The organism is Streptosporangium roseum DSM 43021, from assembly GCF_000024865.1.
Classification (GTDB): domain Bacteria; phylum Actinomycetota; class Actinomycetes; order Streptosporangiales; family Streptosporangiaceae; genus Streptosporangium; species Streptosporangium roseum.
Map to the genome: position 1 here is coordinate 1271152 of NC_013595.1, position 14510 is coordinate 1285661.

A 14510-nucleotide genomic window follows, 5' to 3' on the forward strand; every position below is an offset into this window, starting at 1 on the left:
CGCTCTCCTTCCCCCCAAGACGACAGCAGGAGGATCGATGAGATCTCCTATCCGAGCGCGTTCGCTGGCCGGCGCGCTCGTGGCCGGGCTGCTGCTCGGCCTGCTGGCCGCGCTCCCCGCCGCGGCCGCGCCGACCAGGTACGAAGCGGAAACCGCCACCATCTCCCAGGGCGCCGTGGAATCCAACCACGCCGGATTCTCCGGCACCGGGTTCGTCAACACCGACAACGTCGCCGGCTCCTACGTCGAGTTCACCGTCAACGCCGCCGGGGCCGGATCCGCCGCCATCGCCATCCGGTACGCCAACGGCACCACCGTCAACCGCCCCGCCGACGTCGCCGTCAACGGCACCGTCGTCTCGGCCGGCCGCGCGTTCGACGGCACCGGCGCCTGGGCCACCTGGGCGACCTCCACCCTGACCGCGCCGGTGAGGGCCGGGGCCAACACCGTCCGGATCACGTCCACCACCGCGGGCGGCACGCCCAACCTGGACTTCCTGGACGTCGAGGTGACGGTGGCCGGCAACGACTACCAGGCGGAGAACGCCACGATCTCCCAGGGGGTCGTGGACACCAAGCACGCCGGGTTCACCGGCACCGGATTCGTCGACTACGCCAACGTCGCCGGCTCCTACGTCGAGTTCACCGTCAACGCGGCGACCGCCGGAAACTACGGCCTGAGGTTCCGCTTCGCCAACGGCACCGCGACCGACAGGCCGATGGACGTCTCCGTCAACGGCGTGACGGTCTCGGCCGGGCTGTCGTTCCCCGGCACGGGCGCGTGGACCACCTGGGTGGAGAGATCCGTCACCGCGGGCCTCGTCGCCGGTGCCAACAAGGTCCGGGCCACCGCCACCACCGCGGGCGGCGGCCCCAACCTCGACCGGCTGAGCGCGGCGGCGCCGGCCGACGCCGAGCCGCCGACCGCCCCCGCGAACCTGCGCGTCGTCGGCGAGGTCAGGCCGACCTCGGCCGACCTGGCCTGGGACGCGTCCACCGACAACGTGGGCGTGTCGCAGTACAAGATCTACAACGGCGGCAACGTGCTCATGACCGTGGGCGGCAACGTCACCGCCACCACGCTGCCGGGCCTGACGCCCAACACCAGGTACGTGCTGAGCGTGCTCGCCTACGACGCGGCGGGCAACGCCTCCCAGGGCGGCAACAACGTCGACGTCACCACGCCGCCGAGCGACGACGTCCAGCCGCCGAGCACGCCGGCCGGCCTGCGCGCGACCAACGTCGCGGCCGGCACGGTCACGCTGGCCTGGAACGCCTCGACCGACAACATCGGGGTCACCGGCTACCACGTCTACCGCGACGGCACGCGGTTCGCCACCGTGCCCGACCTGACGGCGACCGCGGACGGGCTGGCGCCCAACACGACCTACGCGTTCACCGTCGAGGCGTTCGACGCCAACGGCAACGTCTCGCCGCGCAGCGCGCCACTGGCGGTGAAGACGAGCGGTACGGCTGGCGGAGGCGACCCCGGCTACGACAGGGACGTCGTCAAACTCGACCTGCCGTGGGGCGTCGCCTTCCTGCCCGACGGCAGCGCGCTGGTCGCCGAGCGGGACCGGTTCGAGATCGTCCGCGTCACCCGGAGCGGGCAGAAGACCGTGGCCGGAAAGATCACCGAAGCGGTGACGACCAGCGGCGAGGGCGGGCTCCTGGGCCTGGCGATCTCGCCGGACTTCGCCACCGACCACTACGTCTACGCCTTCCACACGGCCGCGTCCGACAACCGCGTCGTGCGGTTCACGTACGAGAACGGGCAGATCGGTGCCCGCGAGCCGCTCGTCACCGGCATCGCCAAGAACAAGTTCCACAACGGTGGCCGGATCAAGTTCGGCCCGGACGGCTTCCTCTACATCACCACCGGCGACGCCCAGGACGGCAACCGGGCGCAGAACCTCAACTCGCTCAACGGCAAGATCCTGCGCGTGACGCCGACCGGCGCGGGCGCGCCCGGCAACCCGTTCCCGAGCGCGCCGCGGGTGTACTCCCTCGGCCACCGCAACCCGCAGGGCCTGGCCTGGGACTCCCAGGGACGGCTGTGGCAGTCGGAGTTCGGCGACGCCACACTGGACGAGCTCAACCTGATCCAGCCCGGCAAGAACTACGGCTGGCCCAACTGCGAGGGCAGGTGCAGCAACTCGGCATACGTCAACCCGGTCCAGCAGTGGGACGTCGCCGCCGCGTCGCCGAGCGGCCTGGAGATCGTCAACGACTGGATCTACATGGCGGCCGTCCGGGGCCAGCGGCTCTGGGTCATGAAGATCACCGGTAGCACCACCGACACGCCCCGGGCGTTCTTCAACGGCCGCTGGGGCCGCCTGCGCACCGTCGTCAAGACCCCCGACGGCGGGCTCTGGCTCACCTCGACCAACAACGACAAGAACGGCGGCACGCCGTCCGTCCTCGACAACACCGTGGTGCGGCTGAAGTTCGCCGGCGCGGCCGGCTGACGGAACCGGGACGGCCGGGCCGGGGCGGAGGGATCCGGCCCGGCCGGGTCCCACCGGGGTCTCCCGTGGGAGGCGGCCGTCAGCCGGCCGTCTCCTCCACCGGCGCGGCGAGGTTCACCGGGGTCCCCCACGAGGCGAACCGCACGTCGCTGACACGGGTGACCCTCATGGCGAGCGGCGGCTCCGCCCATGAGGTGACCAGCCTGCTGGGGAGCCCGTCGCGCCCCATCCACAGCCGCCAGGTCACGGTCATGGCCGCGATCTTGGCGCTGGGCCTCTTGTGGAGGCGTGCCCGGTACGACGGCGAGGCGCGGTAGAGCGCGCCGAAGGTGACCTTGCCCCTGTGCAGGCTCGCGCCGGGCTTCTTGGCCGTGCTGGTCGCCAGCAGGGTCTTCAGCGTGGCCGGCTCCAGGACGAGAACCGGCGTCAGGAAGGGCGACAGGTCGCGGATGCTGCCGGGCGCACTCATCCACCTCCGGCCCTCGGGGAGGCCCTCGCCGATCACCCCGCCGCTCGTGTGGACGCTCCCGCCGACGGCGAGGGTGCGCACCGGCCTGGCGGTCTCCCCGGCGAGAGCGGATTTGGTCAGGATGTCGTATCCCGCCACACCCGAGACGCCGAACTGCACGACGCCGCCGCGCTTCTGCGCGGAGAAGGGCTTTCCGCCGGACTCGGTCCTGGCGCTCTCGACGATCCTGACGCCGCGCTGGGCGGCGAACTGCGCTTTCAGCGTGGCCACCGGATCGGCGGGTGCGGTCCGGGCGTCCGCGGGAACGGCGGTCGCGGGCAGGATCAGCGCGCCGGATACCAAGATGATCCATCGCTTCATGGGGGGTTCTCCTCCTGAGGATAGAAGATCAAAAACTCTAGGATATGCCGTATCGCGATGTGGACTTAATGCTTATAAACGGCGCAGCATACTTATAGGCGGCGGAACGGGTGCCCTTCCGGGGCGGATCCCGGAGATCCGGCTCCCGGGGACCCGGGGAGGACGCCGGCACGGACGGGACCTCGTCCGCGCGGGCGGTTACGCTGCGTACAGCCCTCATGTTGCGGGCGGAGCGCGGACGAGGAGGTCTGGATGGATGCCGTGCCGAGGATCCGCGTCGTCATCGCCAAACCCGGGCTCGACGGGCACGACCGCGGTGTGAAGATCGTGGCGCGGGCCCTGCGGGACGCCGGGATGGAGGTCGTCTACACCGGCCTGCACCAGACGCCCGAGCAGATCGTGCGCACCGCCATCCAGGAGGACGCAGCGGCGATCGGGCTCTCAATCCTGTCGGGCGCGCACATGACGCTGTTCGCCAAGGTCCTCGCACTGCTGAAGGATGACGACGCGGGCGACATAGTGGTGTTCGGCGGCGGGATCATCCCCGAGGCGGACATGCCCGAGCTCCGGCGGATGGGCGTGGCCCGGGTCTTCACGCCGGGCGCGACCACCCAGGAGATCGTCGAGTGGGTGCGGAGTGTCGTTCCCGCCCGCGTTTAAGGACCCGGTGACCTGCTCATGCCCCTCAGGGGGCTAGGCTTCATTGGCGCAAAACACCAGGCTCCCCTTCAGATCATGGAGCCGGTCCGCCGACATCTATACACCAGCCGGACAAGCAAGGACGGACCCCTCGTGGACCTGTTCGAACATCAGGCGAAGGAGCTCTTCGCGGAGTACGGCATCCCGGTGCCGCGTGGCGTTGTCGCGCACACCGTGGAGGAGGCACGCGCGGCAGCCGAGCAGCTGACCGGCCGTGTCGTCGTCAAGGCACAGGTCAAGACCGGTGGCCGCGGCAAGGCCGGTGGCGTCAAGGTCGCCGACGACGCCGCCGACGCCGAGCAGAAGGCCACTCAGATCCTCGGCATGGACATCAAGGGCCACACGGTCCACAAGGTCCTGATCGAGGAGGCCAGCGCGATCGCGGAGGAGTACTACTTCTCCTTCCTGCTCGACCGCGCGAACCGTACCTTCCTCGCCATCTGCTCCGCCGCGGGCGGCATGGACATCGAAGAGGTCGCGCACAGCGCCCCGGAGAAGGTCGCCAAGATCCCGGTCTCCCCGCTGGACGGGGTGGACCGCGCCAGGGCCCGCGAGATCGCCGAGGCCGGTGGCCTGCCGGTGGCCGCGCTCGACGGCGCCGCGGAGCTCATCGAGAAGCTCTGGGCCGCCTTCGTCGACGAGGACGCCTCCCTGGTCGAGGTCAACCCGATGATCCTGTCGGCCGACGGCCAGGTGAAGGCCCTCGACGGCAAGGTCACCCTCGACGACAACGCGGTCTTCCGCCAGTCCGACCACGTGGCCTTCGAGGACAAGGACGCGGAGGACCCTCTTGAGGCCGCGGCCAAGGCGAAGGACCTCAACTACGTCAAGCTCGACGGCAGCGTGGGCATCATCGGCAACGGCGCGGGCCTGGTCATGTCGACCCTCGACGTCGTCGCCTACGCCGGTGAGGCCTTCCCCGGCCAGCCCAAGCCCGCCAACTTCCTCGACATCGGCGGCGGCGCCTCGGCCGAGGTCATGGCCGCCGGCCTGGAGATCATCATCTCCGACCCGTCCGTGAAGTCGATCTTCGTGAACGTCTTCGGCGGCATCACCGCCTGCGACGCGGTCGCCAACGGCATCGTCTCCGCCTTCCAGCTCCTGGAGAGCCGCGGCGAGGCCGTCAGCCGCCCGCTGGTCGTCCGGCTGGACGGCAACAACGCCGAACTCGGGCGTCAGATTCTCGCCGACGCCAAGCTTTCCGGCGTCGAGCTGGTGGACACCATGGACGATGCGGCCAAGCGCGCCGCCGAGCTCGCCGCGGTAGGTGCGTAATGGCTATCTGGCTGACCGAGAACAGCAAGATCATTGTTCAGGGCATGACCGGCGGTGAGGGCACCAAGCACACCCGCCGCATGCTCGCCTCCGGCGCCCGCGTCGTCGGCGGCGTCAACGCCCGCAAGGCCGGCACCACCCACGAGGGTCTGCCCGTCTTCGGCACCGTCGTCGAGGCCATCAAGGAGACCGGCGCCGACGTGTCGGTCGTCTTCGTGCCCCCGGCGTTCACCAAGGACGCCGTCAAGGAGGCCATCGACGCCGAGATCCCGCTCTGCGTCGTGATCACCGAGGGTGTCCCGATCCACGACACCACCGAGTTCTGGGCCTACGCGGTCGCCAAGGGCAACAAGACCCGCATCATCGGGCCGAACTGCCCCGGCATCGCCTCGCCCGGCGCCTCCAACGCCGGCATCATCCCCGCCGACATCACCACCGCCGGCCGCATCGGCCTGGTGTCGAAGTCCGGGACGCTGACCTACCAGCTCATGTACGAGCTGCGGGACTTCGGCTTCTCCACCGCCGTCGGCATCGGTGGCGACCCGGTCATCGGCACCACGCACATCGACGCCCTCCAGGCCTTCCAGGACGACCCGGGCACCGACGCGATCGTGATGATCGGTGAGATCGGCGGAGACGCCGAGGAGCGCGCCGCCGCCTACATCGAGCAGCACGTGACCAAGCCGGTCGTCGCCTACGTCGCGGGCTTCACCGCCCCCGAGGGCAAGACCATGGGCCACGCGGGCGCGATCGTGTCCGGCTCGGCCGGCACCGCCCAGGCGAAGAAGGAGGCTCTGGAGAAGGTCGGCGTCCGCGTCGGCAAGACCCCGAGCGAGACCGCCCGCCTGATGCGCGAGGTCATGCAGGCCCGCTAGTTCCACCAGGAAAGGCGCCCGATGTCCTGCCGGGCGCCTTTCCTGCTCTCCGGCCTCCCTCACGGCACGCGTCCCGTACGGCATGCGCCTGCCGCCGGACAGTTGCCCATACGGCACGCGACACGCGGGGCGAAGGAGTCTCTCCCACACGGAAGATCCTGAGACCATCGACTATTGTGACGGCCCTTCTCGATCAGCTCCGGACGGCTCCCCGTAACGTCCTCAGCCGTATCCCCCTGCCCGGCGTCACAGGTGACGACGACGACGTCCGCCGGCCGCTTCCCGTCTCCGGGATGCTCGCCGCCGCGTGGACGCTCGGCGTGGGCCTGGCGGTGCTCACCACTCTCACCCTGGTCGGCTGGATCGCCTCCCCCAAGGGCTCGCTCGGTCCGGGCCTGCCGGGGGTGTTCCGCACCGCGTCCCAGCTCTGGCTGGCGGCCCACCACGCGGGGTTCGCGATCCCCGGAGGGTCGGTCGGGCTGCTCCCGCTGGGCCTGACGGTGCTGCCCGCCTTCCTGCTGTACCGGGCCGGGATCTGGATGGCCCGCGACGCCGACCTGCGCCTGCGGCTGCCCGCCCGGCTGCCCAAGAACAGCCCGAAGGACGAGGCCAACGCCCGGCGCCGGGCCCAGCTCGTGCTGGTCGCCCAGGCGGGCATCTCGCTGGCGGCGCCGTACGCGCTGCTGGCCGGGATCATCGCGCTGGTCACCCGGAACGAGGTCACCCAGCCGTTCCTCGGCGACGTGCTGGTCAGCCACCTGGTGGTGGCCTTCCTCGCCGGCTCGCTGGCCACCGCCAGGACGATCGGGCCGTGGCGGTCGATGCTGCGCCTGCTGCCCGAACGGCTGCGCTCGGTCGTGGTGGCCTCGGCCGCCGCGCTGGGAATCATGCTGGTGGCGGGCGCCGTCATGGTGTTCGGCGCCATCGTGGTGAACTTCAAGCAGGTCCAGGAGCTGTCCGACGTCCTGTCGCCCGGCTTCGTCGGCGGCCTGCTGCTCCTGCTGGTCCAGGGGCTCTACCTGCTCAACGCGGTCATCTGGGGGATGGCCTACATCGCCGGTCCGGGTTTCGCGGTCGGCACCGGCACGCTGGTCGCGCCGACCGGAGTCCAGCTCGGGACCGTGCCGAGCCTGCCGATCCTGGGCGCCCTGCCGGAGGCGGGCCCCACCCCGGCATGGGTGATGGTGGTGATCGCGCTGCCGTTCGCGGCCGGAGCGGTGGCGGGTGTCCTGGGTGTCAGGATCGCGCCGTCGCCCTCGTTCGAGGGTGCGCCGCTGTGGGGGTTCGTCTGCGGGCTGGCGACCGGTGCGGCGGCCGGGCTGCTGGCCGCGCTGTCCGGCGGCTCGCTGGGCGGGGCGAGGCTCTCCGCGGTCGGCCCGGCGGCCTGGGAGGTCATGCTCTCGGTGACGCTGGAGGTGGGCGTCGCCGCGGGCATCTCGGCGGGCCTGGCCAACTGGTGGCTGATCTTCCGGGAGCAGAACGCGGCGGTGACCAAGGCGGCCGCCAAGGTCGGCACGGCCACCGCGCCGGTCCGCAAGGCGGGAGCGAAGATCGCCAAGGCCGCGGGGACGGTGGCGGGCAAGGTCGGGCTCGCCGAGCCGGACGGCCCCTGCATGCTCCCCGGCCACTGGCTGGACGCCACCGAGTGCGACACCCAGCCGATCCCGGTCATCAGGGACGACTGGGAGGACGAGCACGCCTCGGCGGCGGCGGAGAACCCTCCGAAGAGCCGCGACCGCGAACCGCCGCGCCCGCCCCGGCGCGACATCGTCGACGAGTCCGACGACAAGGGCGGCCACGTGATCTACCTGGACCCCTACGCCTGGGACCGCGACTAGGCTCCGCTACGCCCGGGACCGCGACCGGTCCGGCTCGAACGGGTGATGCCCGGCCGCGACACGGACCTCGCGGAGACCGCGCGCAGCGCGCCGACCGCGAGGAGCACCCCCGCGGTCGGAGGCCACCTGAGGTCGGAGGCCACCCGCTCCAGCGGGACCCATGGGACAGGACTCCGCCGGACCGGCAGGCCGGCTCGTCGGGGAGACGGTTCACCGGCGGGCCGCGCTCGCAGGAGGGACGGGCTCACCGGGGAGACGGTTCACCGGCGGGCCGCGCTCGCAGGAAGGGCGGGCTCACCGGGGAGACGGGCTCAGGGAGGGAACGGGAACTGCACGTCGCCGGGGCGGACGAAGGGCATCTTCTTCTCCATCGCCCGTTCGAGCTGGTCCACGCACTCGTTCTGGGCGGTGACGGTGCCCGCGCCCCTGCCGCACTCGGTGTAGGCCGCCAGCTCGTCGCTGAAGTAGAACTGCATCGCGGTCACCCCCGCGGCGATCAGCAGTGCCAGCGACGCCACGACGATGCCGACGATCGCGGAGGTCACCGGCTTCGTCACCGAGCGCAGGGCCCGGATCGCGCGGACCGAGGCGACGAGGGCGAAGAGCGACATGACGAACCCCGCGAGGGGGAGGACCAGAGTCAACACCACCGAGGCGAAGGCGAGCCACAACGCCCGCCGTCCCGCACCCTCCGCCGGCCGTGCCTGGACGGGAGTCGTCACCTGACCTCCTTGCATCGCGTGAGTGGACAGGCCGATACCCTTGCAGCGGCGTGAGTCCCCGTCCGAATGGAGTGCGTCGGTGTCATCCCAGGCCGCTCGGCTTGTGGTCCTCGTGTCCGGTTCTGGAACCAACCTACAGGCCTTACTGGACGCTGTGGCAGACGAGGCGTACGGTGCCCGGATCGTAGCGGTGGGCGCCGATCGCGATGGTATCGAGGGATTGGCACGCGCGGAACGCGCCGGCGTCCCCACCTTCGTCGAAAGGCTGGCCGACCACCCGCGTCGGGACGCCTGGGACCGGGGGATCGCCGCGCGGATCGCCAGGCACCGGCCGGACCTGGTCGTCTGCGCGGGGTTCATGAAGATCCTCGGCGCGCCGACGCTGACCGCCTTCCCCGTTCTCAACACCCATCCCGCGCTGCTGCCCTCCTTCCCCGGCGCGCACGGAGTCCGCGACGCCCTCGCGTACGGCGTGCGGATCACCGGCTGCACCGTGATGCTCGCCGACGCCGGAGTCGACACCGGGCCGATCATCGCCCAGGAGGCCGTGCCCGTGCTGGACGGCGACGACGAGGCATCCCTGCACGAGCGCATCAAGACCGTCGAGCGGAGCCTGCTCGTCGACACCGTCGGCCGGATGGCCCGTGAGGGCTGGACCGTGGCCGACAGGACCTTTCGCTTCGGACGACCCGGTGGATGAGCCGGGCGCCCCGGATGAAACCGGAACCAAACAGGAGGACCAGGAAGTGACCCGCATCGCCATCCGGCGCGCGTTGATCGCTGTGTATGACAAGAGCGGGCTGGAGGAGCTGGCCCGCGGCCTCGACGCCGCGGGTGTGGAGATCGTCTCCACCGGTGGCACCGCCGCGAAGATCGCTTCGTTCGGTGTCCCCGTCACTCCGGTCGAGGCGCTGACCGGGTTCCCCGAGTGCCTCGACGGCCGCGTCAAGACCCTCCACCCGCGCGTGCACGCCGGCCTGCTGGCCGACAGCGGCAACCCCGCCCACGTCAAGCAGCTCGAAGAGCTGGAGATCGACCCCTTCGAGCTGGTGGTGGTCAACCTCTACCCGTTCCAGGAGACGGTGGCCTCCGGCGCCTCCGACCGCGAGTGCGTCGAGCAGATCGACATCGGCGGCCCCGCGATGATCCGCGCCGCGGCCAAGAACCACGGCACCGCCGCGATCGTGGTCGACCCCGGCGCCTACGGCGACGTGCTCGCCGCGGTGGCCGAGGGCGGCTTCACCTTCACCGAGCGCCGCCGTCTCGCCGCGGCCGCGTACGCCCACACCGCCGCCTACGACACCGCGGTGGCCTCCTGGTTCGCCGACGTCTACGCGGCCGAGGAGGACTCCTGGCCGCGCTACATGGGCGCCGCCTGGAGTCTCAAGTCGCCGCTGCGCTACGGCGAGAACCCGCACCAGGGCGCGGCCCTCTACTCCGGCGGGCAGGACGGCCTGGCCAACGCCGAGCAGCTGCACGGCAAGGAGATGTCCTACAACAACTACCTCGACGCCGACGCCGCCTGGCGGGCCGCCTGGGACTTCGCCGGACCCGCCGTGGCGATCATCAAGCACCAGAACCCGTGCGGCATCGCGGTCGGCGCCGACGTGGCCGAGGCGCACCGCAAGGCCAACGCCTGCGACCCGGTCTCCGCCTACGGCGGCGTGATCGCGGTCAACGGCGAGGTCACCGAGGAGCTGGCCCGGCAGATCGCCGAGGTGTTCACCGAGGTCGTGGTGGCCCCGGCCTTCACCGCCGAGGCGCTGGCCGTGCTCACCGAGAAGAAGAACATCCGGCTGCTGGCCTGCCCGCAGGGGCCGGGCAACCCGGCCGAGTTCCGCCGGATCGACGGCGGCCTGCTGGTGCAGACCGCCGACCGGGTGAACGCCCCCGGCGACGACCCGTCCACCTGGGAGCTCAAGGCGGGCCCCGCGGCCTCCGCCGAGGTCCTCGCCGACCTGGCCTTCGCCTGGAAGGCCTGCCGTTCGGTGAAGTCCAACGCCATCCTGCTCGCCGCCGACGGCGCGAGTGTCGGCGTCGGCATGGGCCAGGTCAACCGCGTCGACTCGGCGCAGCTCGCGGTCTCCCGCGCGGGCGAGCGCGCCCGGGGTTCCGCCGCGGCCTCCGACGCGTTCTTCCCGTTCGCCGACGGCCCGCAGGTGCTCATCGACGCCGGGGTGAAGGCGATCGTGGAGCCCGGCGGCTCCATCAGGGACGGGGAAGTGATCGCCGCGGCCGAGGCCGCCGGGGTCACGCTCTACTTCACCGGGACCCGCCACTTCTTCCACTGATCCCCGACGATCTCCACGAGGGTGTACGGCCGCCGCACGCGTGTGGCGGCCGTACACCGGAGACAGGAAAGTGGCGGAGCGGACAGGATTTTCTGGCCGGAGAAGGTTTAAACCCCGGTTAACCTGAAGCGCATCCCTTCCCCCGCCTCCGTGGAGACTCCCTCATGCCTCTGCTCGACGCCGTCCTGAACGTCTTTGTGATCATGAGTGGATTCTGGGAGAGCCCCTGGCTGCTCCTCATCTTCGCCTTCGGCGCCGCCCCCCTGGGGGCCAAGGCCGTGGAGCTCATCCCCTTCACGCGCAGGATCATCGAGCGCCGTGAAGCGGAGCGCGGATGATCTCGTGGAAGGATTGAACCCATGAGCGCGCAGATCCTGGACGGCAAGGCCACCGCGGCGAAGATCAAGGCAGACCTCACGGCGCGGGTCGCCGTGCTGAGGGAGCGCGGCATCACCCCCGGGCTGGGCACCGTCCTCGTCGGTGACGACCCGGGCAGCCAGATCTACGTGGCCGGCAAGCACCGCGACTGCGCCGAGGTAGGCATCGCCTCCATCCGCAGGGACCTGCCGGCGACGGCCACGCAGGCCGAGGTCGAGGCGGTCATCGACGAGCTCAACGCCGCCGGGGAGTGCACCGGCTACATCGTGCAGCTCCCGCTGCCCCGCCACCTCGACACCATGGCGCTGCTCGAACGGATGGACCCGGCCAAGGACGCCGACGGGCTGCACCCGGTCAACCTGGGCCGCCTGGTGCACATGGTCGACGCGCCGCTGCCCTGCACCCCGCACGGCATCGTCCTGCTCCTGCAGGAGTACGGCGTGCCCGTCAAGGGCGCCGAGGTCGTCGTGGTCGGCCGCGGCATCACCGTGGGCCGCTCGCTCGGCCTGCTGCTGACCCGCCGCTCGGAGAACGCCACCGTCACCCTCTGCCACACCGGCACCCAGGACCTGGCGGCCCACACCCGTCGCGCCGACATCGTCGTCGCCGCGGCGGGCGTGCCTCACCTGATCACGGCCGACATGGTCAAGCCCGGCGCCGCCGTGCTCGACGTCGGCGTCTCCCGGGTCGACGGCAAGATCGCCGGCGATGTCGCCCCCGGCGTCGAGGACGTCGCGGGCTTCCTCACCCCCAATCCCGGCGGCGTGGGCCCGATGACCCGGGCCCTGCTGCTGACCAACGTGGTCGAGGCCGCCGAGAAGCGGGGCTAGCGGTTCAGGACGCCCGGCGGCTCGCCGCGGTCGCCGCCGCCTGAGGCTCCGGGGTGCCGGCCGCGCGCTGCGGCGGCACCACCGGGGTGGGCCTGACCAGCCCCAGGGCGACCACCTCGTTGGCCAGCCTGGTGCGCCGGTTGGTCCCCTCCGGGATCCGGAACTTCTGGTAGAGGCGGAGCAGGTGCTGCTTGACCGCGGCCTCCGTCACCACCAGATCGTCGGCTATCTCCCGTGCGGTGGCGGGCGCGACGAACGCCTCGTCCGACAGCGCCGGACGGCACAGCGACGTCAGCACGTCCACCTCCCGCCGGGTGAGCTCCGGAGCCGCGGCGCGGCGGAGCTCGACCTCGGGGGCGAAGTCCTCACGCGGGACTCCGCCGATCCTGCCCCGCGCGGCACCGAAGGAGACGACGTCACCGTCGTCGAGCACCCTCCGGGCGATCGGCCTGCCGTTCACCCGCGTGCCGTTGCGGGACAGGCCCAGATCAACGACATACAGGTAGGGTCCGCGCCGGACGAATTCCGCGTGCAGCCGGGACACACTCGGATCGGTGAGCCGGATGTCGACACCCCGGCCACGTCCGATCGTCGTGATCTCGGGGCGCAACGGGACCACCTCGCCGGTGTCCTCGATGCGTATGAACGGCCCCTCCACGGCAGTTCCTCCCCAGGTAGCCCGCCGTAACTATTCCTACAGCTCCGGCTTACCCAAACGAGGTGATGGGGAATCGCCTTTGCCAGAAGGAGAATCCCTCGTGAAATTGGTCTGGACCTCCCGGGAGGGTTTCCCCTGCTCACGGGTAGACTTCGGGCGAAGATAAGCGGAGGAAACACTCATGGCGGACAAGCCCACAAAAGGCCTCGCCGATGTCGTAGCCGCGTCCACAGCGCTCAGTGACATCGACGGTCAGGCCGGTCTCCTTTTCTATCGTGGCTACGACATCCACGATCTGGCCGGCCGTACCACCTTCGAAGAGATCGCCCACCTGCTGCAGCACGGCGGCCTTCCCACCGGGGAGCAACTGGCCGCCTACGGGGCCGAGCTCGTCGGGGGCCGTAAGCTCGGCGCTCTCGCCGAAGCGAACATCGCGGAGATCGCGGAGAAGCAGGCGCCCATGGAGGCGCTGCGCACGCTGGTCTCCCTGGCCGGGGGTGACGATCCGGACAAGGACTCCAACAGTCCCGAGGCCAACCTGCGCAAGGCCGCCCGGCTGACCGCGCAGCAGCCGATCCTCGTCGCCCGCTACCACGCGGCCAGGACGGGCACCACGATCCCGGAGCCGGACCCCGAGCTGAGCATCGCGGCCAACTTCCTGCTCCAGATCACCGGCCGGACCCCCGGGCAGCACGAGGTCGAGACCTTCGACGCCTGCCTGGTCCTCCACGCCGACCACACGATGAACGCCTCGACGTTCGCCGCCCGCGTGTGCGCCGCGACCCTCTCCGACATGCACTCGGCCATCGTGGCGGCCATCGGCACCCTCAAGGGCCCGCTGCACGGCGGGGCCAACGAGCAGGTCATGCGGACCCTGGAGTCGCTCGACCCGGCCGCCGTCGCCCAGGCCGTGCGCGACAGGCTCGCCGCCGGCGAGAAGATCATGGGCTTCGGGCACCGGGTCTACAAGACCGAGGACCCGCGCGCCACGCACCTGCGCAAGATGTCGAAGGAGCTCGCGGAGGCCTCCGGCGACGACACGTACTACCGGATGTCCAAGGAAATGGAGGAGGTCGTCTTCGAGACGAAGGGCCTCTATCCCAACGTGGACTTCTACGCGGCGACCGTCTACCACTACCTCGGCATCCCGACAGACCTGTTCACCCCGGTCTTCTCGGTCAGCCGCATGGCAGGATGGACCGCACACGTCATCGAGCAGCACGCCGACAACCGCCTGATCCGTCCGGACAGCGAGTACATCGGTGAGCGCGGCCAGAAGTGGAAGCCGCTCGCCGAGCGATGAGCCGCGTGCGGCAGACGAGCCGATGAGTGCCCGAGTGAACGGCGGCCATGGGTGGGAACGGTGAGCACAACTGAAGACCGATGGGGACCGTATCCGCTGGTGCTGGTGGGTGCGGTTCTCGGCGTGACCTTCGCGGTCCTGTTCGATGTCGAGTGGGGAGGCTTCTCCCTCGGCGTGGTCATGACGCTGGGGGCCATGTTCCGGTTGACCGGCGGCGGACTGCTCGCCGTACGCACCAGGACGACCGACACCGTCACGCTCGCCGCCTTCGGCGTCGCGCTGATGGCCGGCTCGCTGGTGCTCCAATATCCGTCGCTTATGCCGCTTTAAGCCGGATGCACGGGT

14 protein-coding genes are annotated in these 14510 nt (G+C 70.8%); 11 read left to right on the plus strand and 3 right to left on the minus strand.

What is annotated here, in order from left to right:
• Positions 1–37 precede the first annotated feature (37 nt).
• Entirely contained in the window at positions 38–2467 is a 2430-nt protein-coding gene (locus SROS_RS05955; protein WP_012887983.1) for a PQQ-dependent sugar dehydrogenase, read from the plus strand.
• A gap of 79 nt (positions 2468–2546) precedes the next feature.
• On the opposite strand, the gene SROS_RS05960 is transcribed toward SROS_RS05955, so the two are convergent.
• Positions 2547–3296, minus strand: coding sequence for a hypothetical protein (locus SROS_RS05960; RefSeq protein ID WP_012887984.1), 750 nt, complete (start codon positions 3294–3296; stop codon positions 2547–2549).
• Between the two features lie 252 nt (positions 3297–3548).
• Here SROS_RS05960 and icmB point away from each other — a divergent pair, with 252 nt between their 5' ends.
• The 4 genes from icmB (at position 3549) to SROS_RS05980 (ending at position 7983) form a co-directional block, all read left to right on the plus strand.
• Complete coding sequence (gene icmB / locus SROS_RS05965; RefSeq protein WP_012887985.1) at positions 3549–3956, plus strand: coenzyme B12-dependent isobutyryl CoA mutase small subunit; 408 nt, start codon at positions 3549–3551, stop codon at positions 3954–3956.
• 132 nt (positions 3957–4088) lie between these two features.
• Complete coding sequence (gene sucC / locus SROS_RS05970) at positions 4089–5270, plus strand: ADP-forming succinate--CoA ligase subunit beta (protein WP_012887986.1); 1182 nt, start codon at positions 4089–4091, stop codon at positions 5268–5270.
• A complete protein-coding gene (sucD, locus tag SROS_RS05975) occupies positions 5270–6145 on the plus strand; it encodes a succinate--CoA ligase subunit alpha (protein ID WP_012887987.1) in 876 nt (291 codons plus the stop codon). Before sucC ends, sucD begins: the two co-directional genes overlap by 1 nt.
• Before the next feature lie 176 nt (positions 6146–6321).
• A complete protein-coding gene (locus SROS_RS05980) occupies positions 6322–7983 on the plus strand; it encodes a cell division protein PerM (RefSeq protein WP_012887988.1) in 1662 nt (553 codons plus the stop codon).
• Positions 7984–8294: 311 nt separating this feature from the next.
• On the opposite strand, the gene SROS_RS05985 is transcribed toward SROS_RS05980, so the two are convergent.
• Positions 8295–8705 carry a hypothetical protein gene (locus SROS_RS05985; RefSeq protein WP_012887989.1) on the minus strand — a complete coding sequence of 137 codons (411 nt, stop codon included), beginning with the start codon at positions 8703–8705 and terminating at the stop codon, positions 8295–8297.
• Positions 8706–8784: 79 nt separating this feature from the next.
• On the opposite strand from SROS_RS05985, the gene purN reads away from it, so the two are divergent.
• From purN to SROS_RS06000, 4 genes are all read left to right on the plus strand, one after another.
• Positions 8785–9405 carry a phosphoribosylglycinamide formyltransferase gene (gene purN / locus SROS_RS05990; RefSeq protein ID WP_012887990.1) on the plus strand — a complete coding sequence of 207 codons (621 nt, stop codon included), beginning with the start codon at positions 8785–8787 and terminating at the stop codon, positions 9403–9405.
• A 46-nt stretch (positions 9406–9451) separates the two neighbouring features.
• Complete coding sequence (gene purH / locus SROS_RS05995) at positions 9452–10996, plus strand: bifunctional phosphoribosylaminoimidazolecarboxamide formyltransferase/IMP cyclohydrolase (RefSeq protein ID WP_012887991.1); 1545 nt, start codon at positions 9452–9454, stop codon at positions 10994–10996.
• Between the two features lie 164 nt (positions 10997–11160).
• Positions 11161–11334, plus strand: coding sequence for a hypothetical protein (locus SROS_RS50770; RefSeq protein WP_012887992.1), 174 nt, complete (start codon positions 11161–11163; stop codon positions 11332–11334).
• 21 nt (positions 11335–11355) lie between these two features.
• Positions 11356–12204, plus strand: a complete 849-nt coding sequence (locus SROS_RS06000) for a bifunctional methylenetetrahydrofolate dehydrogenase/methenyltetrahydrofolate cyclohydrolase (RefSeq protein ID WP_012887993.1) — start codon at positions 11356–11358, stop codon at positions 12202–12204.
• Between the two features lie 4 nt (positions 12205–12208).
• On the opposite strand, the gene SROS_RS06005 is transcribed toward SROS_RS06000, so the two are convergent.
• Positions 12209–12862, minus strand: a complete 654-nt coding sequence (locus SROS_RS06005) for an FHA domain-containing protein (RefSeq protein WP_012887994.1) — start codon at positions 12860–12862, stop codon at positions 12209–12211.
• 181 nt (positions 12863–13043) lie between these two features.
• Between SROS_RS06005 and SROS_RS06010 the strand changes: the two genes are divergently transcribed.
• Complete coding sequence (locus SROS_RS06010) at positions 13044–14165, plus strand: citrate/2-methylcitrate synthase (protein ID WP_012887995.1); 1122 nt, start codon at positions 13044–13046, stop codon at positions 14163–14165.
• A gap of 60 nt (positions 14166–14225) precedes the next feature.
• A complete protein-coding gene (locus SROS_RS06015) occupies positions 14226–14495 on the plus strand; it encodes a DUF3017 domain-containing protein (RefSeq protein WP_169369264.1) in 270 nt (89 codons plus the stop codon).
• Positions 14496–14510 lie beyond the last annotated feature (15 nt).